The organism is Hymenobacter mellowenesis (assembly GCF_030581005.1).
GTDB classification, from domain to species: domain Bacteria; phylum Bacteroidota; class Bacteroidia; order Cytophagales; family Hymenobacteraceae; genus Hymenobacter; species Hymenobacter mellowenesis.
In genome coordinates, this window is sequence record NZ_JAUQSX010000004.1 from 401,722 (window position 1) to 425,224 (window position 23,503).

Annotated in this window: 20 protein-coding genes; 19 read left to right on the forward strand and 1 reads right to left on the reverse strand. The window is 57.7% G+C overall.

The window, feature by feature from the left end; all coding sequences use genetic code 11:
• Nucleotides 1-101 precede the first annotated feature (101 nt).
• The 3 genes from Q5H92_RS10200 to Q5H92_RS10210 all read left to right on the forward strand — a co-directional run bounded on the left by Q5H92_RS10200 (nucleotide 102) and on the right by Q5H92_RS10210 (nucleotide 4,277).
• Nucleotides 102-1,037, forward strand: a complete 936-nt coding sequence (locus tag Q5H92_RS10200; RefSeq protein WP_305011413.1) for a glycosyltransferase family 2 protein — start codon at nucleotides 102-104, stop codon at nucleotides 1,035-1,037.
• A gap of 77 nt (nucleotides 1,038-1,114) precedes the next feature.
• On the forward strand, nucleotides 1,115-2,686 hold the full coding sequence (locus Q5H92_RS10205; RefSeq protein ID WP_305011414.1) for a hypothetical protein: 1,572 nt from the start codon (nucleotides 1,115-1,117) through the stop codon (nucleotides 2,684-2,686).
• Nucleotides 2,687-2,837: 151 nt separating this feature from the next.
• Nucleotides 2,838-4,277, forward strand: a complete 1,440-nt coding sequence (locus Q5H92_RS10210) for a hypothetical protein (protein WP_305011415.1) — start codon at nucleotides 2,838-2,840, stop codon at nucleotides 4,275-4,277.
• Between the two features lie 58 nt (nucleotides 4,278-4,335).
• Here the strand turns inward: Q5H92_RS10210 and Q5H92_RS10215 are convergent, their stop codons facing one another.
• On the reverse strand, nucleotides 4,336-5,349 hold the full coding sequence (locus tag Q5H92_RS10215) for a hypothetical protein (RefSeq protein ID WP_305011416.1): 1,014 nt from the start codon (nucleotides 5,347-5,349) through the stop codon (nucleotides 4,336-4,338).
• A 406-nt stretch (nucleotides 5,350-5,755) separates the two neighbouring features.
• Here Q5H92_RS10215 and Q5H92_RS10220 point away from each other — a divergent pair, with 406 nt between their 5' ends.
• The 16 genes from Q5H92_RS10220 to Q5H92_RS10295 all read left to right on the forward strand — a co-directional run bounded on the left by Q5H92_RS10220 (nucleotide 5,756) and on the right by Q5H92_RS10295 (nucleotide 23,502).
• Nucleotides 5,756-6,664: a glycosyltransferase gene (locus Q5H92_RS10220; protein WP_305011417.1), complete on the forward strand. Its 909-nt coding sequence runs from the start codon at nucleotides 5,756-5,758 to the stop codon at nucleotides 6,662-6,664.
• Nucleotides 6,665-6,717: 53 nt separating this feature from the next.
• Nucleotides 6,718-7,788, forward strand: a complete 1,071-nt coding sequence (locus Q5H92_RS10225) for a Gfo/Idh/MocA family oxidoreductase (protein WP_305011418.1) — start codon at nucleotides 6,718-6,720, stop codon at nucleotides 7,786-7,788.
• A 128-nt stretch (nucleotides 7,789-7,916) separates the two neighbouring features.
• Entirely contained in the window at nucleotides 7,917-9,059 is a 1,143-nt protein-coding gene (locus Q5H92_RS10230) for a DegT/DnrJ/EryC1/StrS family aminotransferase (RefSeq protein WP_305011419.1), read from the forward strand.
• A 24-nt stretch (nucleotides 9,060-9,083) separates the two neighbouring features.
• Nucleotides 9,084-10,016 carry an NAD-dependent epimerase/dehydratase family protein gene (locus tag Q5H92_RS10235; RefSeq protein WP_305011420.1) on the forward strand — a complete coding sequence of 311 codons (933 nt, stop codon included), beginning with the start codon at nucleotides 9,084-9,086 and terminating at the stop codon, nucleotides 10,014-10,016.
• An 89-nt stretch (nucleotides 10,017-10,105) separates the two neighbouring features.
• Nucleotides 10,106-10,669 carry an acyltransferase gene (locus Q5H92_RS10240; protein WP_305011421.1) on the forward strand — a complete coding sequence of 188 codons (564 nt, stop codon included), beginning with the start codon at nucleotides 10,106-10,108 and terminating at the stop codon, nucleotides 10,667-10,669.
• Between the two features lie 52 nt (nucleotides 10,670-10,721).
• The gene (locus Q5H92_RS10245; protein WP_305011422.1) at nucleotides 10,722-11,720 is read left to right on the forward strand and encodes a glycosyltransferase family A protein; all 999 of its coding nucleotides are present in this window, start codon (nucleotides 10,722-10,724) and stop codon (nucleotides 11,718-11,720) included.
• 247 nt (nucleotides 11,721-11,967) lie between these two features.
• On the forward strand, nucleotides 11,968-12,954 hold the full coding sequence (locus tag Q5H92_RS10250; protein WP_305011423.1) for a glycosyltransferase: 987 nt from the start codon (nucleotides 11,968-11,970) through the stop codon (nucleotides 12,952-12,954).
• Between the two features lie 74 nt (nucleotides 12,955-13,028).
• Complete coding sequence (gene gmd, locus Q5H92_RS10255; RefSeq protein WP_305011424.1) at nucleotides 13,029-14,141, forward strand: GDP-mannose 4,6-dehydratase; 1,113 nt, start codon at nucleotides 13,029-13,031, stop codon at nucleotides 14,139-14,141.
• 268 nt (nucleotides 14,142-14,409) lie between these two features.
• Nucleotides 14,410-15,612, forward strand: a complete 1,203-nt coding sequence (locus Q5H92_RS10260) for a glycosyltransferase family protein (protein ID WP_305011425.1) — start codon at nucleotides 14,410-14,412, stop codon at nucleotides 15,610-15,612.
• A gap of 100 nt (nucleotides 15,613-15,712) precedes the next feature.
• Nucleotides 15,713-17,137 carry a lipopolysaccharide biosynthesis protein gene (locus tag Q5H92_RS10265; RefSeq protein WP_305011426.1) on the forward strand — a complete coding sequence of 475 codons (1,425 nt, stop codon included), beginning with the start codon at nucleotides 15,713-15,715 and terminating at the stop codon, nucleotides 17,135-17,137.
• Nucleotides 17,138-17,246: 109 nt separating this feature from the next.
• Complete coding sequence (locus tag Q5H92_RS10270; protein WP_305011427.1) at nucleotides 17,247-18,272, forward strand: glycosyltransferase family 2 protein; 1,026 nt, start codon at nucleotides 17,247-17,249, stop codon at nucleotides 18,270-18,272.
• Nucleotides 18,273-18,317: 45 nt separating this feature from the next.
• Nucleotides 18,318-19,223 carry a glycosyltransferase family 2 protein gene (locus Q5H92_RS10275; protein ID WP_305011428.1) on the forward strand — a complete coding sequence of 302 codons (906 nt, stop codon included), beginning with the start codon at nucleotides 18,318-18,320 and terminating at the stop codon, nucleotides 19,221-19,223.
• A 50-nt stretch (nucleotides 19,224-19,273) separates the two neighbouring features.
• Complete coding sequence (locus Q5H92_RS10280; RefSeq protein WP_305011429.1) at nucleotides 19,274-20,473, forward strand: glycosyltransferase; 1,200 nt, start codon at nucleotides 19,274-19,276, stop codon at nucleotides 20,471-20,473.
• Between the two features lie 10 nt (nucleotides 20,474-20,483).
• The gene (locus Q5H92_RS10285) at nucleotides 20,484-21,212 is read left to right on the forward strand and encodes a GNAT family N-acetyltransferase (protein WP_305011430.1); all 729 of its coding nucleotides are present in this window, start codon (nucleotides 20,484-20,486) and stop codon (nucleotides 21,210-21,212) included.
• Between the two features lie 30 nt (nucleotides 21,213-21,242).
• Nucleotides 21,243-22,382, forward strand: coding sequence for a dTDP-4-amino-4,6-dideoxygalactose transaminase (gene rffA, locus Q5H92_RS10290; RefSeq protein WP_305011431.1), 1,140 nt, complete (start codon nucleotides 21,243-21,245; stop codon nucleotides 22,380-22,382).
• A gap of 49 nt (nucleotides 22,383-22,431) precedes the next feature.
• Nucleotides 22,432-23,502: a glycosyltransferase family 4 protein gene (locus Q5H92_RS10295; protein ID WP_305011432.1), complete on the forward strand. Its 1,071-nt coding sequence runs from the start codon at nucleotides 22,432-22,434 to the stop codon at nucleotides 23,500-23,502.
• The last annotated feature ends 1 nt before the right edge of the window (nucleotide 23,503 follow it).

Consider the following 23,503-nt stretch of genomic DNA (forward strand, 5'->3'; position numbering starts at 1 on the left):
TAATTAGTGATTAGAATTGGGGATAGATAGCCGATTGTTAAAAGCAAGACGGTCCGGCTATTTATCCCCCGGTTCTGAGTGCTTGCCTAATATTCCGTCCCATGCCCAAGCTTTCGGTTGTAATACCCTGCTACTTTAACGAAGAAAATATTCCTGTAACCGCGCGCGAGCTGGTGGCCAACGAGGCCAACTTTCCCCCTGAGGTAAGCTTTGAATACGTATTCGTGAACGACGGCTCCGGCGATAATACCCTTGGAGCCCTACAGCAGGCGCAAACTACGTACCCGGGCAAAATTCGCATTGTGGACCTGGCGGCTAATGTAGGGTCTTACAACGCTATTGTAGCCGGCATGGCCCACGCTACCGGCGACTGTCTGGCCGTCATCACCGCCGATATGCAGGACCCGCCAGAACTGATGGTGCAGATGTACGACTATTGGAAGAAGGGCTTCAAGCTCGTCATCGGCAACCGGCAAGACCGCGAAGAGAAGGGCCCTTCACGCTGGTTTGCCCAAACATTTCATTGGCTGATGAAGCGCTTGGCCCTGAAAAATATCCCGGACGGCGGCTTCGATTTTGTCTTCTTCGACCGTATCGTGAGCGAGGAAGTAGTGTCCTTGCGTGAGCGCAACTCCAACGTGTTCTACCTCATGGTGTGGCTGGGCTTTCCGTATGTAAACATTCCGTATGTGCGGCGCAAGCGCGAAATTGGCACATCTCGGTGGACTCTGTCCAAAAAAATCAAGCTCCTCATCGATTCGCTACTTGCTTTTTCTTTCTTTCCGGTGCGGGCCATTTCCGTTATTGGGCTGCTGCTCGGCGCCATTGCTACGGTTTACGGCATCTACATCATCGCCCTGAAGTTCATGCGTCCAGATGAGCCCGAGGGCTGGACCGCCCTGATGGTGGTGGTGCTTTTCGTCTCAGCCTTTCAAATGGTGGCTTTGGGAATAATTGGCGAGTACGTGTGGCGAGGCTTGGATGCCGCTCGGAGCCGGCCGTTATACGTGGTAAAGGACGTGTTTGAGCAAAAATGAATGTAGTACAGTATGCCAATAGTGTGTGATTAGCAGTGCTTTGGCCAAGGATTTACTTTTGACACTTACAAGCTCTTATGGCCTTACCAATACCTAATACGGTACCAAACACCTCAGTTTCTTTTTCTGATATAGTGTACCGTTCACCAATGTGGGTGTGCTTGGCATTTGCAATTGGCTTGTCACTCTGGTATATATTTCTTCCAGATATTATTCCTTTACACAATGGTTTTGCGTGGGAGGGCGAGTACTACCGTACTATTGCTATCAATCTGGATTACAACTTGTTTGTGGCTCGGGTGAATAGTTATAGCATTCAGCGCATTCTTCCGTTCGTGATACTGCACGAATTTTTTGAGCTGTTTGGAATAACCTTTCAAGACCGTAATCTGATTCTCTGGATGCAGTTATTTAACATGCTGCTCGGAGTGATTATCGTTTATGTGTGGCATCGCATTGCCACCATCCTGCGCTTGTCGCTGACAGCCGAATGGGTTGGGTATTTTTGCCTGCTGGCCCATTTCGCCTTCGCTAAATACGACCTGTACATCCCGTTCACTACCGACCGCCTGAGTGCGACCATGGGGCTGCTCAGCTTATATTTCTATCTTCAAAACCGCACGTTAGCTCTGTGGTTGAATGCACTTCTATCGCTGGCAGTATGGCCTACAGCACTGGCTTATAATATTTTGTTGTTGATGGTACCCCGTCACGAGCCAATTCGGGCTACCAGTGGTAACCGCTCAATAAGTGCCTTATGGGCCTTGGGAATAGCTGGCTTGTTTGCCGGACTTTTTGTAGGTGTGCTTTATATACAGCATGTGCCTGTGCCGCCCCGTCTTACAGCCGATGTGCACCCACTATTGCCGGTTGGTATAGTTCTGACTGCTGTTTTTCTGTTCTACACACAGTTTACGCTGGCTCAGCGCCTCCTGCCCGGTTGGACAGGCCTGTGGCCTCTCGCCAAGCATCTGCTGCGCCCTCGTCGCGAATGGCTTTATGTCATCAGTTTATTGGTCGCTTATGTAGTTCTAACCCGTGTATTGGGCGATGCCTCCCGGCCCTATTTGCCCTTTAAAACCTTTCTGATTAATACCACTTTTGCCGTGTTGCAGCGGCCCTTGCAGTTCTTAGTATCTCACGGCGTGTACTACGGCTTATCGGTGTTGATAATAGCCCTGTTCTGGCCGCGGGTGCTGGCCGCAGTGCAGCAATTGGGTTTGGGGTTGGGCATTATGTTCATGGTGGTGATGGTACAAGCCATCAACAGTGAAACCCGGCAGCTGTCCAATGTGCTGCCTTTACTAGCTTTAATAGCAGCGGTAGTGGCCAATACCTTGCCCATCCGCCGCACTGCGCTGGTCTGGACGGCCGCTATTTTATTACTTATTTCTAAAATGTGGCTGCCGTTCAACTGGTTCGACCCAACTTACGGGCAGCCAGCCGATAGATTTCCCTCTTTTTCCTTCGTTCACACGGGGATAATGTTGGAGTGGCCTTTTCAAGTCTATTTCATGAATCAGGGACCTTGGATTAGCAATAAGTATCTGGTGTTACAAGGCTTAGGCCTATTGCTGACTGCCGTAGTTATCTACAAATTATTCACAAACCGACAATCCGTAAGCTTAAGCGGCAAGCAGCAATCGTAAATCAGTAAGAAGAGGCTTTTTACTAGACAGCTAGTCACTTGCGTAGCCTGATGTAGAATCGAAGCGCTGTGAATTGATGTATTTATCAAGTTAATTCTACCTGATTTCTCTGACTTGTTATCTACAGCTTCAGCTACAGTTAAATTACAACATGGTGAACTTTCAGCAAGCTTATTCTCAATCCTCTTGGTCGCTAAAAACTGCCTGGCCAATAGCGCGCTACATTTGTTTGGTATTTGTTCTCTATTTAATCTATTTGCCATTTAGTGGGTACAATGAACTGATTTGGGATGCCAAGCAGTATTGGGAAGCCGTGTCGAGATTTTTTCTCAATAAAAGTAGTTTTTCACTGTTAAACTATAATTTCATATTTCGGGGTTACATGGGGCCGTTGCTTGTTATGCCCGTCCGTGTAGTTTGTACGGTGCTGAATCTAGACCCTATGTATGGTTCCAAACTCATTGGAATGGTTTGGGCAGCTATACTTTTTGGTTTCGCTATTCCCAAGCTTTGGCAGGTCACGACCGGTGTTCAACTCATAGCCAACAGATGGTTGCTATTAACGACACTGTGCTTTGTTTTTTGGGGCGATTACTTCAATTATTGCCTACAGGATTTCCCTGCTTTCACTATTTTACTATTGGCTCTCATCGCACTGTCAAAGCCTAAGCTGGTTTGGATAGGCTATGGTGGAGTATTGCTGGCGATGTGCATCAACATGAGGCCGATATACATGGCTAGTATTCCAGGCGTACTGGGTTGGTTTTGGTGGCAAACCCAAAGAAACGAGAAAACAGCCGTTACAATTACTTGGTGGGCACAGTCTATCCTGGTATTTGTGCTCGGAATCATCCTCGTTCTGTTGCCCCAGATACTAATTAATTACCGCCACTTTCACCAACTCAGCCCATTTGTGTTGGTGAACACCAACCAACACCTGCCTTTTTATTTAATTCAACTCAACTGGGGCTTGGCTTATCAGCGCTACGATACCAGTACTAATCCGCTGCATTTTGGCGCAGTATTTTATGGCGACCGCGAGGGTGTTCGAGAGTTGGCAGCCCAAACCAAAGGGTATTTTGAGAGTTACGGCGCCTTTGCTAAATACTTCCTAACCCACCCGCTGGCAGGCATTGGACACTATCTGCGGCATTTGTTCAACGGGTTGGACGTTGACTACCGCGCACCTTATCCGGCGAAAATAGTTGCCGGCCACATCACGGGCCTTCAACTGTTGAATTACAATGTGGTAACGCTGGGCATTGTGTGGCTGGCATACCAGGCCAGGAAATCATTCCAACAGGTAAATTACAATCGGTCAGCGGTATTGTGGTTGGTGGTCGTCCTATTGATTCCGGTAGCTATAGCTATTCCTACAGCAGTAGAAGTACGCTTTTTGATACCCTTGCATTTGCTGCTATTGGCATCAGCCTCTGCCGCATTATGTTCGTTTAAGTGGCGTCAACAGACTTTGAGCACGTACTTGGCTATTGGGGCGGTTATAGTGGTTGTTACGTGGGGCGGCAGCCGATTTTCTGCCAATACACAGGCACAACTGCTATCGCCAAACACTGCCGTTACTGATTATTAAGTCAAACAAGCTCTTTTGTCGCTGAGGACAAGGAATTCGTTCTGTAGCCGTCCGTCTCTTACCGTTGGATAAAGCGCTTGGTATGGTACAGCACATCGCGCAGGAACTTGCGGTCGTTCGGCACTTTGAGCAGGTAAAAGAACGCCGCGCGGTAACCCGTCCCGAACCGGCCGGCGTTGAACGCCGTGATGGCTTCCTGCTTGGTGCCAATCTCGCTGTGCGCCGCCAGATACGCCGGAATGGCCGTTGGCAACCGTTGTACCAGCGCCTGCACGGCCGCCCGCTGCGCGCCAACCGGCAAAGCCAGGAAATCTGAGTTAATCGTTTCGGCCAGCAAGGCGTCGGCGGCTACTTTTTTGTCGCCTTCCCAGTAGTGGTACACGTAGTCGATGGCCGGCTCAATCACGTCGCGGGTTTGCAGCACCAGCGAAAAGGCAATCTGCTCCACAATGTGCCAGTGCGAGTTGGCGTACAGATAGTCAATTAGTTGATAAACATCCGGCAGGTACGCCGCCACGCTGGGGGCCAGCCCCAGCACGCCCGAGTTCCAGCATTGCTGCCGGCGCGAAAACTGCTCGGGCCCGCGCGACAGCGCAAAGGGCCGTTCTTCCAGCAGCTTGTTGAAATCGTTTACCGTCTTGCCGTTGGGCAGCGCCACCTGCGCCTGGTCGGCAAACGTGAATTCTACCGTGTGCATTAGGCTGACGCCGGGGGCAATGCGGGCCAGCAGCGGGCCGGGGTGCTGCGTGAAAAAAGTGTCCGAATCGAAAAATAACAGGTTGTCCTGCGGGAAGCGCACCAGCGTATCGCCCACCACCACGGCCTTGATGCGGTGCCGGTACCCCACCGTCCCCATCATCTCGGTTTGCTGGGCCGAGGTCAGAATAACATATTCGACCGGCAAATGCCCCAGGTACTTCGCGAAATACTCCGAGCTATCGGTGAAGAGCACAACCCGCACGTCCGGGGCATTCTCCCCGACTTGGTAGTAGCTGAAAAAACTCAGCACGGCGAGCACCGCCCGGCGGTATTCGTTTTGGCTCCCGTAGGAGAGAAGGACAAGGTTGGTCATGAGATAGGTTGAAGGCCCGGCGTGGGGTGGCCGCTGCGGTGCACCAGTGCACGCTGCCCGGCAAAATTACCCGGCATTTGGTACAGTGGCCGTGCCAGAGCTTGAGAGCTGGTCAGCAGCCGTGCAGAAACAGCAGCTTGCGCCGTCCTTGCCTCTGACGAACCCGCGAACCTGCCGCCCGGCAATCTCATCAACGGAGGCGTTTGGGCAGCACCAAAAGGCTGCCAATCAAACGACTATTAAGGTCGTGATTTTGGCAACGGGCAGGTCTTTTTGGCCGCAAGGCGAAAATAGGCGAACTTTGCCCGGCCAATTGACCGGGCTTCTTCAACTTTTTATCCCGAAAGAAGAAGCATCCGGGCTTGGCAAAGTGGCAATCCTGCCCCGCCAATAACATTCTAGCACGTTGGACAACGCATTAAACCCGGAAATCAGGCTTTCCTATTACATCACCACGTTTCAAAAGCTGTCCTACCTGAAGGTGGTGCTGCAGGACCTGATTGACAACCGCCAGCCCGACGAGGAAATTGTGGTGGCCGATGGCGGCAGCAAGGACGGCACCGTGGAATGGCTGGAGCAGCTTTTTGCCGAAAAGAAAATCCAGTACTACACTTCCGCGCCCGACCGCGGCGAAGCCCACGGCGTGAACCGCGCCCTTATGGCCTGCAAAGGGCAATTGCTGAAGTGGATTAACGACGACGACGTGTTTTGCTACCCGGCCATTGCCGAGTGCAAGGAGTTTTTGCTCACGCACCCGGAATACGATGTGGTGGGCGCCGACGGCTTCGACAACTACACCGGCCAGGAGCTGGAGCTGGTGACGCACCTGCCCCACTTCACCAAGTGGAAAAACGAGAAAGAGCCCTTTGGCTTCTACGGCCCCGGCCTGATGCTGCGCCGCTCGGCCCTCACGCTCATCGGCCTCACGCACGCCCTCAGCCGCTTCGTCGACAACGAATATACTTACCGCATCACCTCGCTGCCCATCAAAATGGCTTGGTACCGCAAGCCGGTGTTCGTGCGCATCATCAACCCCGACAGCAACACGCTGAAGTTCATTAACATCAAGCGTGTGGAGCAGGGCCTGAACGATGTGTACCGCGAAATTGCCACCGGCCGCCCCGTGGCCCAGGCTAAGCGCGAGCGCATGATTAACTCCGTGAAGCGCAAAGTGTACGACCTGATTTACCGCCGCTCGTCCACCATCGTGCCCGAGAAATACGAGCTGACGGACTTCGGCACGCTCTACGCCAAGCACCGCGCCACGCTGTACGAAGCTTACAAAACGGCCAAAGGCGAAGCCTTCCTAGCGTAGCGGCCGAAAGCCAGTGCTTGTTCCGTTCATCTGTTTCGTCATTTTTTAGCTTCGTGAAAACCACTTCCATCATCAACGTGGGCCTGCTCGGCTTTGGCAGCGCCGGCCGCATCTACCACGCGCCTTTCCTGAATGCCTACGCCGGCTACCGGCTCAGCAAAGTGCGGACCACGAGCACCAGCCCCGAGATTCATGCCCGCGAGCTGCACGGCCACACCCAGGTGGTGACCACCAGCGAGGCCATCTTCGACGACCCGGAGATTGACCTGGTGGTGGTGGCGGCGCCCAACAGCCTGCACCATTCGCTGGCCCGGCAGGCCCTCGAAGCCGGCAAGCACGTGGTGGTAGACAAGCCGTTCACGCTCACCGTGGCCGAAGCCGATGAGCTCATTGAGTTGGCTGCCCGCCACCAACGGGTGCTGAGTATTTATCACAACCGCCGATTCTCCAGTGACTTCCGCACCGTGCGCAAGGTGTGTGAGAGCGGCATGCTCGGCCGCATCGTGGAGTACGAAGCGCACTTCGACCGTTTTCGCAACAGCATCCGGGCCGGCTCGTGGAAAGAAGACGAAGGCCCCGGCGGCGGCATATTCTACGATATGGGCACCCACCTCATCGACCAGGCCCTGCAGCTGTTCGGCTTGCCCGAGGCCGTGCGGGCCGATTTGCGGGTGCAGCGCACCGGCGGCCAGTCGTGCGACAGCTTCGAGGTGGTGCTGGAATACCCCAACCTGAAAGCCACGCTCAAGGGCAGCATGCTGGCCAAGGAGCCGTTTCCGCAGTTCACCGTATTCGGCGACCAGGGCACGTTCATGAAATACGGCCGCGACGTGCAGGACGACGCCCTGCGCCAGGGCGTGGTGCCGCACCTCGGCCCCGACTGGGGCCTGGAGCCCGAGAACTTCTGGGGCCGGCTCAATACCCAGGTTAATGGTTTGGAAATAAACGGCATCGTTAAAAGCGAGCTGGGCAATTTCGGCGACTTCTACCGCAACATCCACGGCGTCATCACCGCCGGGGCCGACCTGCTGGTACTGCCCGAAGAAGCCCGCGACGTCATCCGAGTCATTGAGCTGGCCGAGGAAAGCAGCCGCCAGCGCCGCACCCTTCCCTTCGAACGCTAGCAACGGGCTGGCGGAGCTGCCCGGCAGTTCCGCCAGCCCCAATGCCCGCCGGAAACGCTCTTATGCGCAAAGGACCGGCAGGCGAGGGCCGCTATGGTATCTTTGTGCCCTCCATTCACGAATGTTTCATGACCGGTATTGCCGACACGCCCCGTTTTTCAGGCGGCCAGCCCATCCCGCTGTTTGCAACCTTCGTGCATCCGACGGCGCCGCAGCGGGTAGCCGAAGTATTGGCAAGCACCATGCTCAGCGAAGGCGAGCAGGTGAAAGCGTTTGAGGCCCAACTGACCGAGCAGCTGGGGCTGCTGCACCCGGCGGCACTGAACAGCGGCACCAGCGCCCTGCATCTGGCCCTAGAGGTGGCCGGCGTCGGGGTCGGCGATGAAGTCATTCTGGCCGCCCAAACGTTTATTGCTTCGGCCATGACCATTGTGCAAACCGGCGCCAAACCCGTCTTTGCCGACATCCACTACGCCAACGGTAATCTCGACCCGGCCGACATCGAACACCGCATCACGCCGCGTACCAAGGCCATTATGGCAGTGCACTGGGGCGGCTATCCGTGCGACATAGCCGAAATTCACGCCATTGCTGCCCGGCGTGGGCTGGTGGTCATCGAAGATGCCGCTCATGCATTGGGGGCCACGTATCGGGGGCAAGCCATTGGGGGCATTTCCGACTATACATGCTTTAGCTTTCAGGCCATCAAGCACATAACCACCGGCGATGGGGGCGCCCTCTGTGCCCGCGACCCGGCAAAGGCGCAGGAAGTATTTCGCCGCCGCTGGTTTGGCATTGACCGGGCCCACTCACCCATATCGGAAACCGGCGAGCGCCAATACAACCTGACCGAAGTCGGTTTCAAATATCACCTCTCGGACTACGCCGCCGCCCTTGGCCTGGCCAACCTCACCGGTTTTGCGGAGCGCATGGCGCACCGGCGGCAGCTGGTGGGGCAGTACCGGGAGGGCCTGCAAAACGTGCCCGGGCTCACGCATTTCGAGCACCAGCCCGACCGCGAAAGCGCCCACTGGCTGTTCGGGTTTCATGTCGAAAGCCGGCCGGCGTTCATGCGCCACCTGCACGCGTACGGCATCGCCTCTTCCGTGGTACACGACGGCATCGACCGCAACACGCTGTTCGGCGGCAAGCGGCCGGACCTGGTGCAGCAGCGGCGCTTCGACGAAACCCAGGTGCACGTGCCCCTGCACGATGCGCTAACCACCGAGCAGGTGGCCTACATTATCAACACCATCAAACAAGGGTGGTAACGCCCTTCATTTATTTTACAGACCATGAAAGTTGTATTGTTTGGGGCCAAGGGCTTCGCCGGCCGTAACGTGGCCAATGACTTGCGCAGTCACAATATTGAAGTAATCGAGAGCTCGCTCAGCGACGGCCTCGATTTGCGCGATACGGCCGCTGCCACCGCGTTTCTGCAGGAGCACCAGCCCACGCACATCGTCAACTGCGCGGCCCACGTGGGCAGCCTGAACTACGTGACCGAGAAGGCCGCCACCGTAGTGGCCGACAATTCGCGCATGATTCTGGGCATGTACGAAGCCATTGCCCAAGCTTGCCCGCAGGCGCTGGTCATCAACCCGATTGCCAACTGCGCCTATCCGGCCAAAGCCGATTTGTTCCGCGAAGACGAGTGGTGGGACGGCCACCTGCACCGCTCAGTGCTGAGCTACGGCGCCACCCGCCGCCTGCTGTGGGCCACGGCCGAGTGCTTCCAGATGCAGTACGGCATCCGCAGCATCAACCTGCTCACGCCAAACATGTACGGCCCCTACGACTCGACTGACCCCAACAAGGCCCACGCCCTGAACGCGTTGATTTCCAAATTTGTGAAAGCCGAAAAAACAGCGCAGGCCGAGCTGCCAATCTGGGGCACCGGCGTGGCCATTCGTGAATGGCTCTACGCCCCGGATTTTGCCCGCATCGTGCGCGCCGTGCTCCTGCAGCCCGACCGCCCCGGCCTGGAAAATCCGCTCAACGTGGCCCAGAACGATGGCCTGAGTGTGAAAGAGCTGGTGGACATCATCCAAAGCAAATTCGACTACAAAGGCAACGTGGTGTGGGACCACACCAAGCCCGACGGTGCCCCGAAGAAGGTGATGGACGACACCCGTTTCCGGCAGGTATTTCCGGACTTCGAGTTCACGGATTTCGAAAAAGGCATTGCCAACACCATCACCTACTACGAATCGGTTTTTCCGTATTAGGTTCTAACTGACTGGTCTGGAAGCGGCCGGTGCGTTGGCAATGCCGGCGGGCCGGCCGCTTCTTGCCGCCTTCCAATCCCTCCGACGCCATGGCAGCCTTCCCCGGTTCGGCTCAGTACGACAAGGCGCAGCTGAAAAGCTGCGGCGAAGACGTGTTTATCAGCGCCCATGTGGAAATTCGCCGGCCGCACCTCGTGACGGTGGGCTGCCACGTCGCCATCGATTCCGGCGTGTACCTCACCACGGCCGCGCAAATTGGCGACTACGTGCACCTTTCGCCCTACATCACCAGCATCGGCGGTGCCCAAAGCACGCTCGTCGTGGAGGATTTTGTGACCATTGCCGCCGGCAGCCGGCTCATCTGCGGTTCCGACCGGTTCATGGGCGACGGCTTCACCAGCGTCACGGTGCCCGAAGAATTCCGCGATACCGTTGATTTCGGCACGATTCGGTGCGCGCGCTTCGCGGGCGTCGGCACCAACGCCGTCATCATGCCCAACGTGACCCTGGGCGAGGGCAGCGTGGTAGGCGCCTGCGCTTTCGTAACCGAAGACACCGAACCCTGGACGGTGTACGTGGGCGTGCCGGCGCGGCCCGTCAAGGCGCGCCCTCGCGATAAGATGCTGGAATACGCCCGCCGGTTGGGCTATTAACTTGCTTTGCTCGTTTGGCAGTCCTCCACACTCCTGACCGTTATTTCCCGCTATGTACACGCTTTCGTACGTTCTGACCACTTACAATAAATTGCCATTTCTGCGGCAGGTGGTGGAGCGGCTGATTGCGGCCCGCCAGCCCGACGAGGAAATTGTGGTGTGCGACGGCGGCAGCAAGGACGGCACCAAAGAATACCTGCAGGGGCTGTTCGAGGCCGGCAAAATCCAGCAGTTTGTGTCGGAGCGCGACAAGGGCGAAGCGCACGGCTTCAACAAAGGCTTCTTGCGGGCTAAAGGTTTGTTGCTGAAGCTTATCACCGACGACGACGCCTTTTGCTACACGGCCATTGCCGAAGCCAAACAGTTCATGCTGGCCAATCCGGAGGTAGATGTGCTCACCGGCAACACCGGCCTGATTCATCTGGAGCGCCTCGAAACCGTCAGCTTTTACGACGACGTGGCCGAAAACTTTCGGCGCTGGCTCGACAAGAAGGAAGTGGTGTGGATGATTGGCTTGCCCCTGCTCATCCGGCGCGAGTCGTTGGCCCTCACCGGTTTGCTCCACACGGGCACCGTGCAGGTCGATACCGAATTCACGTATCGCATCACCAGCCTCAACGTCAACCTGGCCTGGAGCACGGCCATGATGAGCGTGCGCCTGGAAAACCCGCAAAGCAACTTCCGGGTGATGAACCGCGGCCAGAAATGGCGCCGGGCCAGCGACGAAGAAGCCGACCGCATTCGCTACTACTACGATAAGCGCTACAGCAGCCTGAAAAACGTGCTCACGCAGCGCCTGCCCTTCGATTGGTTGAAAGAGCCTTTCCGGCCCATCAAGCGCGCCCTGTTCGATTTGCTGAAACGCCCTCAATACCAAGGCAACACGGCCGTTGCCACGGGCTACGTGGCCAAAGCGGCGCTCGACGAAACCACCCGCCTGGCCGTCGCCTTTGAGGTCGCCGACCAGTTCATGGCCGCGCACAACGCCGCCAATCCCACCCAGTTTCTGTTCAAAACCAATCAAATTACCAAAGCCCTGTCCGCAACGTGAGGCGCCTGGCAAAGGCCCACCGGCCGCTGGCAATCCTACCCAGCATTCAGCCACAACAGCCCGTAGCCGTAAGGTAGGCAACTGGATTTTGATTGGTAATTATCTGATTGTAAAATATTTAAAAAGAGATTGTTTAGGCTGATGCAGGGCCTTTGAGGGATTTCACCAGCGGATTGGGTTGCTTGTCAGTCACCATTTTGAGTTACCTTTGCGGAACCGATTGGTTTTTACAATCGCCAAACACTTGATGGAGTACCGCATTTCATACGTCGTATCTACTTACAACAAGCTGCCTTATTTGCGCCACATCATGGCGCGACTGGTGGCCGCCCGGCAGCCCGACGAGGAAATCATTGTGTGCGATGGCGGCAGCAACGACGGCACGCCGGCCTTCCTGCAAAGCCTGTACGACGAAGGCAAAATCCAGAGTTTCGTTTCCGAGCGCGACAAAGGCCAGTCCCACGGGCTGAACAAGGGCTTTCTGATGGCCAAGGGCGAAATCATCAAGTCCATCAGCGACGATGACGCTTACTGGTACCCCACCATTCGGATGGCCGCCGATTTCATGATTGCGCACCCCGACGTGGACGTGATGCTGGGCCACACGGCTTTTGGCCAGCTCTACGACCAGACGTTTGCCCGCGTGGGCGAAAAGAAGGTGGACGAGTACAAAAACTGGCTGGCCACCAAGGAGCCGTTCTGGATGATTGACATGCCCATGCTGGTGCGGCGCAAGTCGTTGGCCATCACTGGGTTGTTTCATACGGGTATTGTGATGGTCGATGCCGAGTTTATCTTCCGCATCACCCGCCTGAACGTGAACATTGCCTGGTGCACCGGCGTGCTGAGCATGCACCTGAACAACCCCAAAGGCAACTTCAACAACATGAGCCCCCGCAGCATTGCCGACGAGGCCCGCCGCGTGCAGATATTCTACGACGTGCGTAATACGCCCTTTTCCCTAAAGGGCGCCATTGCGCTCAGCAAGGAATTTGTGGAGGGCCTGAAGCGGCCGTTGCGGCCGGTGAAGCGGCGGTTTTTTGAGCGGGCCGGCCTGCCGCAGGTCCAGGACCCCGAACGTTATAGCACCGGCTACGTACCCCGCCCCGAAGAAGACCAGCTGGCGGCCGCGTACCGCGTCTGCGACGAATTTATGGCGGCCCGAAACGCCGAGCGGGAAATCACCTTTATCTACCGGCCCAGCGAGGTCACGAAAGTGCTTCAAACTTCTTAGCGGGCTGCTGCTCCGCGTCCATTGTCAATCTGTGCCCATTCCCGGGCCTGAAGAGTTTTACCACATTGCATCATATGAAAGTAGCCCTTATCACTGGAATCACTGGCCAGGACGGAGCTTATTTGGCCGAACTTCTCCTTGAAAAAGGCTACGAAGTGCACGGCATCAAACGCCGCTCGTCGTTGTTCAACACCGACCGCATCGACCACCTGATTGCGGATGACCGGGGGACGAAAAACCCGCGCTTCACCAACCACTACGGCGACCTGACCGATTCGACCAACCTGATTCGCATCATTCAGGAAGTGCAGCCCGACGAGATTTATAACCTCGGGGCCATGTCGCACGTGAAGGTGTCGTTCGACTCGCCCGAGTACGTGGCCGACGTCGACGGCATTGGCACGCTGCGCATTCTGGAAGCCGTGCGCCTGCTGAACCTGACCAAGAAGACGCGCATCTACCAGGCCAGCACCTCGGAGCTGTACGGCCTAGTGCAAGAAGTGCCGCAGTCGGAAACGACGCCCTTCTACCCGCGCTCGCCCTACGCCGTGGCCAAAATGTACGGCTTCTGGATTACGGTGAACTACCGCGAGGCTTACGGCATGTTTGCCTGCAACGGCATCCTGTTCAACCACGAAAGCCCGCTGCGCGGCGAAACCTTCGTAACCCGCAAAATCACCCGCGGCGTTGCGCAAATTGCCCTGGGCATGCGCAACGGCCTGAAGCTGGGCAATTTGGACGCCAAGCGCGACTGGGGCCACGCCAAAGACTACGTGGAAGCCATGTGGCGTATCCTGCAGCAGGATGAGCCCGAGGACTTCGTGATTGCCACCGGCGTCACCACCACCGTGCGCGACTTTGTGCGGATGGCGTTTGCCGAAGCCGGCATCGAAGTGGCCTTTGAGGGCGAGGGCGTGAATGAGATTGGCCGCGTGGTCAGCGTTTCGGGCAAATACCACGTGCCGGTTGGGCAGGTGGTAGTGAGCGTGGACGCCGCCTATTTCCGCCCGACGGAAGTGGACCTGCTCATCGGCGACCCCACCAAATCGAAAACCAAGCTGGGCTGGGAGCCCCGCTACGACCTGCCGGCCCTGGTGAAAGACATGATGCAGGCCGACATGTCGCTGTTTGAGCGCGATGCCTACCTGATGAAGGGCGGCCACAAAGTGTTCGGCCAGCACGAATAACCGGCTATAGCTTTTGGCTACAAAACGATGTCCACCAACACCGCTTATTTATTCGCAACCTGCGAATAAATAAGCGGTGTTGGTGGAAAATCTTTGTTAGCGGCACCCTACGCCATGCACCAAATCTATTAGCCGGTGCGCTATTCGTGTTCAAGGTCCTTGGTGGCTGGGTGAAGTAGCTGGTTCGGGGAGATTACCGGCACCATTAAGGCAGGTGTTTCGCACAAGCCTTTCAACAGGAGAATTTATTCAAAATCGTCGTTTCCTTATGCCAACTATTCAAGGTGCTCGCTACCGCTTATCCAAAGGACTAATCAGCATAGCCGACCGCCTGTACCGAGTGCCCGGTGGTGAAATTGCGAACATTGGAGCAGATAATATTAAAGGCAAAAAAAAGTATGCTTTCATTAAATACAGTATTTACTCCATTCCTTATTACATAGCTGGCGACGTGATGCAATGCCCGGTGCTGAACGAGCATTCTATGTACTGGGAGTCGGCCGAGATGGTCCGGCAGCTAAATGAGCGGGGCTATGTGGTTGATTATCATCATGTGCACAGCAAAGCGCCGATAGACTGGAGCAAGTACGACTTGGTGATTGATGAGGGCAACAACCTGATTACAATGCCCGATAGTGCCCGCAGGAATACGGTTAAAGTATTTTATGCGACCAGCAATTACTGGCTCTTTCAGAATATGGCAGAAATTCATCGAATTCGCGATTTTCAGGCAAGAAATAAGCTATACATAAGTCCTGCCCGGCAAACCATTCCGAATTATTCGAATGAAATAGCCGATTATATGACTTACATGGGAACCGACTTTCAACTCAGGCTTTTCCAGCAGCCTCTTCAGAAACATCGGTTGAATATTTCGGCTGTTTACGAGCCGGAATATCATGCCAAGGACATTGCTTCGGCCCGAAAGAAGTTTGTTTGGCTGGGAAGCAATGGCCTGCTACTCAAAGGCCTTGACTTGGTGGTGGAAGCCTTTGCGCGGATGCCGGAGCTAACGCTCTACATCGGTGGGCATCTGGAGCAGGAGGAGCGGCTGTGGTCTTGGCTAAAGCCTATGTTTGCCAAACATAGCAATTTGGTTTATCTGGGCTGGGTGGATGTTGGGAGCCAGAAGTTTTTTGATTTGGCCAAACAGTGCATTGGTACGGTGTATTTGTCGAGCAGCGAGGGCGGTGGCGGCGCGGTGGTGCAGCTGGCGCACTTTGGCCTGATACCCATCGTGACGGAAGCCAGCACAGTGCGCGAAGAATTGGCGACCGTTATCAAATCGGACGAGCCCGAAGAAATTATTGCGCAAACCGTGCAGGCGGTGCAAGAATTGGTAGCGCTGTCCGATGAGGAGCTAGACGCCCGTTCGCGGAGCGTGTACCAATACGCCAGCACGCACCATACGCGAAAGGCCTACGCCGAGTCGTTTTCCGAACTGCTCGATTTAATTGAGTTAAAGTCATAGTTGTGTTGCTTGCCGTTCCCGAATTGGGGTGGTATCGAATTGTTGATGGCGAATGGCCTGTTATCAATTGCGAATTATATCAGGTCAATAAAAATGATTTATGATTAAACGACTCACCAGCGTATTTAAAAGTAATTTAAGTGCGCTTCAGCAAAAAGGCTCGTTTACTCGCAACTTAGCCATTACCCTATCCGGCTCTACGCTGAGCACTATTATCGGCATCCTGCTCACGCCGGTGGTGTCGCGCATTTATGCGCCGATTGCCTACGGACAGTTTGCCGTGTATAATGCGCTGGTTAGCAACCTGAACCTGTTGACTACGCTTTCGTATTCGGGCGCATTTCTGCTGCCGCGGCGCCGGACGCATTTTCTGAGCCTGGTGCAGCTCACGCTGCTGATTACCGTGTCGAGCTGCATCATGCTGACCATCGGGCTGGGCATAGTGGGGCCTTGGGTCATCAAAAAACTGCACGTTGAAGGGCTGGGAAACTGGTTTTACACGTTGCCGCTGATGCTGCTGATGTTCAATTTGAACGGGGTTCTCAGCACCTGGTACATGCGGGACAAGCAGTTTGGCAAGCGGGTAGGCGTAGAAATTGCGACCAATCTGGCCACGCGGGGCTTCACCATTGGCTACGGCTTGCTGGTGCAGGGCAACGTGGTCGGCTTGCTGTTGGCGGATTTTTTCAACCGCATTTCGGCCACCATCGCGCTGGCGTTGGGCAGCATTCGGCACGAGTTCCGGAGCATTTTGCGGGCCTTTTCGTGGCGGCGGCTGTGGCTGGTGGCTTACCGGTACCGCGATTTCCCCATTGTGTACATGCCGGCGGCGTACATCTATATCGCCTCCACACAGCTGCCCATCTTCCTGCTGGCCCCGGTATTCGGGACCGAAGCGGTTGGGTTGTACTCATTCTCGATGAGCCTGCTCGAAATGCCCATCAACGTGCTGGGGGGTGCCATTGCGCCGGTGTACATGCAAAAGGCGGCCGAAACCTACCGCGAGGCCCCTGAGCGGCTGCCCAATATCACGCTTAGTCTCTACTACAAGCTGCTCTACATTGGGGTGGTGCCGTTCAGCATTGTGACGGTGTATGGGGACGTGCTTTTCCGCTTTGTTTTCGGGACCAAATGGGAAATGGCGGGTGTCTTCACCAGCTACCTGGGGTTCTACTCGCTGTTCAAGCTGCTGTCGCTGGGCACGTCGGGCATCTACACCATCATGGAGCGTCAGAACTACTACCTGTACGCCAACATATTGCTGCTGGTGGTGCGGGCGGCCGGCCTGGGCATCGGCGTATCGACGCACAACCTCGACCTGACGCTGCTCCTGTTTGGCGTGGGCAGCTTGCTCTCCACGTTTGCCGTCGATTTGCATGTGCTCTACCTGCTGAAGCTGCCTGTCGTGCGCATTGCCCTGCGCACGCTGCTGCTCATTGGGGCCACGCTGCTGCTGGTGAAGCTGTCGCGCTGGGGGCTGACGCCGCTGTTCCCTAAGTTTCTGGCCGTGACGGTGCGGCCCTAGGCTGCCTGCTCGCCTCGGGCGTTGCTATTTTTGCGCGGGTGCTGATGCGCTCCGCTATTCGTTTGTCATTGCCCGCCGGGGCTGCTGCGGCCGGGCCGAATTATTCACCATGTCGACTGCCGTTTCCATCCTCGTCAAATCCTTCAACCGTCCTTATTACTTGGACCGTTGCCTGCGCAGCATTTACGAGCACGTGACGGGTAATTTCACCATCACGGTGCTTGACGATGGCACCCCGCCGGCCTATCTGGCCGAAATAACGCGCCGGTACCCGCAGGTAAAAATCGAGCGCTCCGAGCTATACGACGCCAAAGTGGCGCAGCTGGAGGCCCACGCGGCGGGCGGCCCCAAGTTTTCGCTGCGCAGCATCCCGACCAAGCTCTGGATTGCGGGCGTGGAGGAGGCCACGCCCTTTTTCTGTTTGCTGGAAGACGATATCTGGATGACCCAGCCCGTTAGCCTCACCGAGATGGCCGACTACATGCAGGCGCGCCAGGTGGTGATGACCAAATTTTACTGGGGCGGCAACATCAACACGTTCCAGGCCAATATGGGGGTGCGCGGCAATGGCTTGCAGGAATACGAGCTGTCGCTGCCGGCCGGCCCCGAGTGGTGGCTGCGCACGTTGCTGCTCAACCGGTTCAAGCTGCATTCGGTGCTGCACCGGCTGGGCCTGGCCAAAGAGGGCATCTACTTCCAACTCCCATTCTATAGTCTGTATTCGGTCGCCTCGGCTGTTTTTAGCAAAGATTACTGGCTGAACCTATGGCAAGCCGGCCAGCAGCAGGCCGATGAAGTGCACCAACTGGCCCGGGCCCTGCGCTGGACGCGGCAGCGCCTCTCGCGCTTCGCCAAGTCCGAAGTCGAGCTCACCCAAACCTCGTTTATTTCGTCGGCCACCAACATGTTTAAGGGCGTCGACTTCGACGTTATCGCGGCCAACCACCACCTCAACCAGGCGTGGCTGCGCGGACGGTTTGACGCCATGCAGAACTACCCGCGCGACTTCGACCCGGCGGCGCTGAAGTTCGTGTTCGACGAAGCCAACGACCCCCGCTGCACCTACGCCAACTGGCTGCAGTGGATTGCGAGCTTCAAACAAGTGTATGCCAGCATGGGCGTGGTGGTCGACTAGCAACCGCGCCGGTTGCTTCCTCCGATTATCAATTCATTCCGCTCCATGGCCGCTCCGTTTTTCAGCATTGTCATCCCCACCTACAACCGCGCCGACCTTATCGGCCTGACGCTGCAGTCGGTGCTGGGCCAAACGTACCCGCACCTGGAAATTTTGGTGGTGGACGATGGCAGCCAGGACAATACCGCCGACGTGGTGCAGCGCTACGCCACCGATGCGCGCCTGCGCTACTTCCCCAAGGAAAATGCCGAGCGCGGCGCGGCCCGCAACTACGGTTTTGCCCGCGCCGCGGGCGAATACGTACTGTTTCTGGATTCTGACGACCGGTTTCATCCCGAGCATCTGGCTACCCTGCACGCCAAAATTCAGGAACTGAAGCAGCCCAACTTCATTGCCACGAAGTACTATTTTGACCGCGGCGGCGTCATCGCGCCCAGCGACACGGCGGCCCTGGCCGAGGGCTGGTACGGACTCGAAACCTTTGTGCGCGGCAATGCCCTGGCCTGCAACATCTGCATCCGGCGCCAGAATCCGGGCCTGCACCTCTTCGAGGAGGACCGCCGCTACGCCGCCGTGGAGGACTGGATGTTCATGCTGGAAAACACGCAACAGGACCGGGTGTATCTCGTCGATGCCGTGACGCTCACCATGAACGACCACGACCAGCGCTCGATGCGGTCCGATAACTCGGCGCTGGTGCGGCGCCTCGAACTGGCCCTGGAGTGGATGCTGCGTCGGGTGACGCTCACGCCGGAGCAGCGCCGCACGCTCACGGGGCGCGTGTACTACCTCTGCGCCATTCATGCCTACGCCGACCACCACCGCGGCCAGGCCTGGGGCTATGCCCGCAAGGCCGCGCCCTACTTGCCCGCCCGCACCGCGGCCCTGCTGCTGGCCCGCTGCCTGGTGGGCGAAGGCGTGGTGCAAAGCCTGAAAAAGCTGCGCGCCTAAGCCCGGCCCCGCCGCCGACTTATTTCTTTCCGCTCGTTGTTACCGCTGCTATGCGCATTCTGTTTTTGAGTTATTGGGGCCTGCACGACGGCTTGACCACTTCGACCGTTTTCCCGCACCTGCGCGTGTTGCAAAACCGCGCCGACGTGCAGGCCGTGCGCCTCGTGACCATTGAGCGCGGCCCCGACGCCCAGGCCGACCTGTCTTTTGCCCCGGGGTTTGAGGCCGATAAAATCTCCTTTGAGCCCTTGCGTTCCCGGCCGGGCCGCAACGTGATTCTCAATAAAATTGAGGATTTCACGCGTTTCCCGCAGGAGCTTATCCGGCAGGTGGCCGAGTTTAAGCCCGACTTCATTCTGGCCCGGGGAGCGCCGGCCGGTGCCTTGGCTTACCTGGTGTGGCAGAAAACCAAGCTGCCCTTCTACGTGGAATCCTTTGAGCCCCACGCCGCCTACATGCGCGAATCGGGGGTGTGGCGTGCCTACGACCCGCGCTACTTATTTCAGCGGCATTGGGAAAAGCGCCAGAAGCAGCTGGCCCAGGGCCTGATGCCCGTGGCCGAAAACTACCGGCAGCAGCTCATCAGCGAAGGCGTACCGGCCCAGCGCATCGTGACGGTGCCCTGCTCGGTTGATGCTCAGGCATTTGCTTTCGATGCCGTGGCGGCCCAGCGGGTGCGCCAGAGGCTGGGCTACCCAGCTACGGCGGTGGTGGGCATTTACGTGGGCAAGTTTGGCGACATCTACTACGACCAGGAAGCTTTCGCGCTTTTCCGCGCTGCGGCCGACCATTTCGGGCCTACTTTCCGGCTCATCGTGCTCACGCCTAATGCCGAAGCCGACGTGCGCCGCAAGCTGCAAGCCGTGGGCCTGGGCCCAGAGCAGGCTTTCGTGACCAAAGCCCCGCACGCCGAAGTGCCCGATTACCTCTCGGCGGCCGACTTCGCGTTTTCGCCCATTCGGCCGGCGCCGTGCCGGTTGTTTTGTTCGGCCATCAAGATTGGCGAATACTGGGCCAGTGGCCTGCCCGTGCTGGTAACGCCCGGCGTGGGCGACGACTCAGCCATCATCGAAGCCGAGCGCGGCGGGGCCGTGTTCGACCTCATGCAGCCGGGCAGCGTGCTCGCCGCCCTGGCCCGCCTCGCGGCGCTGATGCACGAGCCCGGCTACCGCGCCCGCATTCACGAGCTGGCCGTGCGCCACCGCAGCCTCACGCGCGTGCAGGAAGCATACGACCAACTGCTGCCCTAAGCCGCTGGCCATGAGAAATAACGCACGGGTCGAGCGGCTTGCCTGGGACAGCGCGTGGCTGGGCTACCCCGTGGGGCGCGCCACCGCCCACACCCCGCAGCAGGTGGCCGCAGCGGTGGCCAATAGCCAGTCCCTGGGCCTGCAACTGCTGTATCTGGTGGTCGATGCCGCCGCCGAAACCGCCGTTGCCAGCGCGCAAGCCACCGGGGCGTGGCTGGCCGACGTGCGAATGACTTACCGCACTTCGCTGGCCGACGTGGCTGCGCCCAGCGAAGTGACGCCGCCGCCCGGCATCGATTATCTACTGGTGACCCAGCCTTCGGCTGTGCTCAACCAGCTTGCCCAGCAGAGCAGCCAGCATTCCCGCTTTCGGCGCGATGCGAACATCTCCGACCAGGCCTGCGACCAGCTTTATACCGAATGGCTGAGCCAGGCGCTGGCCAGCGGCGGAGCCTGGGCTGCCGTGCGGCAGGGCACGCCGTTGGGGCTGCTTACGCTCGGCACCCGCGAGGGCCACGCCAGCATCGAGTTATTGGCCGTGAGCCCGGCCGCCCGGCACCAGCGCATTGGGCAGGGGCTGGTGCAAGTGGCGCAGCAAGAGGCGCACCGACAGGAGCGGGAGGTGCTGCAAGTGGTGACGCAGCAGGCCAACCGAGTCGCGCAGCTTTTTTACGAGCACTGCGGTTTCCGACTGGCCCGGCGCGAGTACGTGTTTCATCTCTGGCGGCAGCCCGAGTAGGCTGTTGCGCGGCGTATCTTTGCGGGCCCGATGAGTGACCTGATTCCCTTTAATAAACCTTATTTTTCCGGCAACGAGTCCCGCTACATTGAAGAAGCGGTACGTTCCGGCAAAATTTCCGGGGATGGCATGTTCACGCAGCGCGTGCACCGCTTCTTTGAGGAACAGTTGGGGTTTCGCAAGGTGTTGCTCACCACCTCGTGCACCGACGCGCTGGAAATGGCCGCCCTGTTGCTAGACGTGCAGCCCGGCGACGAGATAATCATGCCCTCGTTTACGTTCGTAAGCACGGCCAATGCCTTCGTGCTGCGCGGGGCCACCATCGTTTTTGCCGACAGCACCGCGCTCAACCCCAACATGAGCGCCGCCGATTTGGAGCAACTCGTGACGCCGCGCACCCGGGCTATTGTGCCGGTGCACTACGCGGGCATCGCCTGCGACATGGATGCCATTCAGCAGGTAGCGGACCGCCACGGCCTGGCCGTGATAGAAGACGCCGCGCACGCCATCGACAGCTACCACCGGGGCCGGCCGCTGGGTAGCCTGGGCAATATGGCCACTTTCTCGTTTCACGAAACCAAGAACATTATTTCCGGTGAGGGCGGCATGCTCGTCATCAACGAGGGGCGATACGATGCGCGGGCCGAAGTCATCCGGGAAAAGGGAACCACCCGCTCGGCCTTCCATCGCGGCGAGGTGGACAAATACGGCTGGGTCGACGTCGGGTCGTCTTTTTTGCCCTCCGACATCATTGCTGCCTATTTGTGGGCCCAGCTCGAGCAGATGGACGACATCCAGCGCGTGCGCCGGGCCGTGTGGCAGCGCTACTACCACGCGCTGGCCCCGCTGGCCGTGCAGGGCATTGGCCTCCCCGTGGTGCCCGACTACGCCACCAACAACGGCCACCTCTTCTACCTCATCTGCCGCAGCCTAGCCGAGCGCACCGCGCTGCTGGCCCACCTGAAAGCCCGGCAGGTATGGGCCGTTTTCCATTACCTGCCCCTGCACCGGAGCGCCTACTATGCCGCCAAGCACGACGGCCGGACGCTGCCCTGGGCCGACTACTACGGCGAGCGGCTGGTCCGGCTGCCGTTGTTCTACGAGCTAGCCGAACACGACCAGCAACGGGTCATCGAGGCGGTGTTGGATTTCTATTTTAACCCGGCCTAGCATCAGTTTCTGCCAGCTAGCCACGGCGCTGGCCTATTGCCTTCATTTTATGCGTATTCTGTTCATTGTTCCCTATCCTCCCGGCCGGGCACCGTCGCAAAGATTTCGCTTTGAGCAGTATTTCGACGTGCTCGCCGCGACCGGACACCGCTACGAAGTGGCGCCGTTTATTTCGGTGGCTACCTGGGACATTCTCTACAAGCCGGGCCACACCTTGCTCAAGGCCAGTGGCATTTTGCTGGGGTTTCTGCGCCGTTTTGCGCTGCTGTTTTCGGTGCCGACTTTCGATTTCATTTTCATTCACCGGGAGGCGGCCCCCATCGGCCCACCCGTGTTTGAATGGATAATCAGCAAGCTGCTGGGGAAAAAAATTATTTACGATTTTGATGACGCCATTTGGCTGGCCAATACCTCCGAAGCCAATAAAATAGCAGCCGGCGTGAAGTGGCACCACAAAGTGGCCGACATCTGTGCCTGGGCTTATAAAAACAGCTGTGGCAATGCCTACCTAGCGTCTTACGCCCGACAGTTCAATCCCGCGGCCGTGGTCAACCCGACCACCATCGACACGGTGCATCTGCACAACCGGGTGCGCGACCAGGCCGCGCCCGGCCGCCTCATCATCGGCTGGACGGGCACGCACTCCACCCTCAAGTACCTCGACCAGGTGGTGCCCGTGCTGGCCAAGCTGGAGGCCGAGGGGCTGGACTTTGAGTTTCGCGTTATTTCCAATCAGCCGCCCCAGTTTCCGCTGCGTTCCCTGGTTTTTTTGCCGTGGCGCAAAGAGACTGAAATTGCCGACCTGCTGGGCTTCCACGTGGGGCTGATGCCGCTGGAAGACGACCCTTGGGCCAAGGGTAAGTGCGCCTTTAAAGCCCTGCAATACATGGCATTGGGTGTGCCAGCACTGGTGTCGCCGGTAGGCATGAACACTGAAGTGGTGCAGCACGGCTACAACGGCTTCGTGTGCGCCACACCCGCCGAGTGGGAAGCCAGCCTGCGGCAGCTACTCGCCGATGCCGGCTTGCGCCAACGTTTGGGCCAGGCGGCCCGAGCCACTATCGAGGCCCGCTATTCAGTTGTATCGAACACCGCCAACTTTCTGGCGCTGTTCCAGTAGC

Bases quoted from the DNA above. Each gene is read 5' to 3' on its own strand.
- Q5H92_RS10200 (WP_305011413.1), top strand. From the start codon at position 102: ATGCCCAAGCTTTCGGTTGTAATACCCTGCTACTTTAACGAAGAAAAT.
- Q5H92_RS10205 (WP_305011414.1), top strand. From the start codon at position 1,115: ATGGCCTTACCAATACCTAATACGGTACCAAACACCTCAGTTTCTTTT.
- Q5H92_RS10210 (WP_305011415.1), top strand. From the start codon at position 2,838: ATGGTGAACTTTCAGCAAGCTTATTCTCAATCCTCTTGGTCGCTAAAA.
- Q5H92_RS10215 (WP_305011416.1), bottom strand. From the start codon at position 5,349: ATGACCAACCTTGTCCTTCTCTCCTACGGGAGCCAAAACGAATACCGC.
- Q5H92_RS10230 (WP_305011419.1), top strand. From the start codon at position 7,917: ATGACCGGTATTGCCGACACGCCCCGTTTTTCAGGCGGCCAGCCCATC.
- Q5H92_RS10235 (WP_305011420.1), top strand. From the start codon at position 9,084: ATGAAAGTTGTATTGTTTGGGGCCAAGGGCTTCGCCGGCCGTAACGTG.
- Q5H92_RS10240 (WP_305011421.1), top strand. From the start codon at position 10,106: ATGGCAGCCTTCCCCGGTTCGGCTCAGTACGACAAGGCGCAGCTGAAA.
- Q5H92_RS10245 (WP_305011422.1), top strand. From the start codon at position 10,722: ATGTACACGCTTTCGTACGTTCTGACCACTTACAATAAATTGCCATTT.
- Q5H92_RS10250 (WP_305011423.1), top strand. From the start codon at position 11,968: ATGGAGTACCGCATTTCATACGTCGTATCTACTTACAACAAGCTGCCT.
- gmd (WP_305011424.1), top strand. From the start codon at position 13,029: ATGAAAGTAGCCCTTATCACTGGAATCACTGGCCAGGACGGAGCTTAT.
- Q5H92_RS10260 (WP_305011425.1), top strand. From the start codon at position 14,410: ATGCCAACTATTCAAGGTGCTCGCTACCGCTTATCCAAAGGACTAATC.
- Q5H92_RS10265 (WP_305011426.1), top strand. From the start codon at position 15,713: ATGATTAAACGACTCACCAGCGTATTTAAAAGTAATTTAAGTGCGCTT.
- Q5H92_RS10270 (WP_305011427.1), top strand. From the start codon at position 17,247: ATGTCGACTGCCGTTTCCATCCTCGTCAAATCCTTCAACCGTCCTTAT.
- Q5H92_RS10275 (WP_305011428.1), top strand. From the start codon at position 18,318: ATGGCCGCTCCGTTTTTCAGCATTGTCATCCCCACCTACAACCGCGCC.
- Q5H92_RS10280 (WP_305011429.1), top strand. From the start codon at position 19,274: ATGCGCATTCTGTTTTTGAGTTATTGGGGCCTGCACGACGGCTTGACC.
- Q5H92_RS10285 (WP_305011430.1), top strand. From the start codon at position 20,484: ATGAGAAATAACGCACGGGTCGAGCGGCTTGCCTGGGACAGCGCGTGG.
- rffA (WP_305011431.1), top strand. From the start codon at position 21,243: ATGAGTGACCTGATTCCCTTTAATAAACCTTATTTTTCCGGCAACGAG.
- Q5H92_RS10295 (WP_305011432.1), top strand. From the start codon at position 22,432: ATGCGTATTCTGTTCATTGTTCCCTATCCTCCCGGCCGGGCACCGTCG.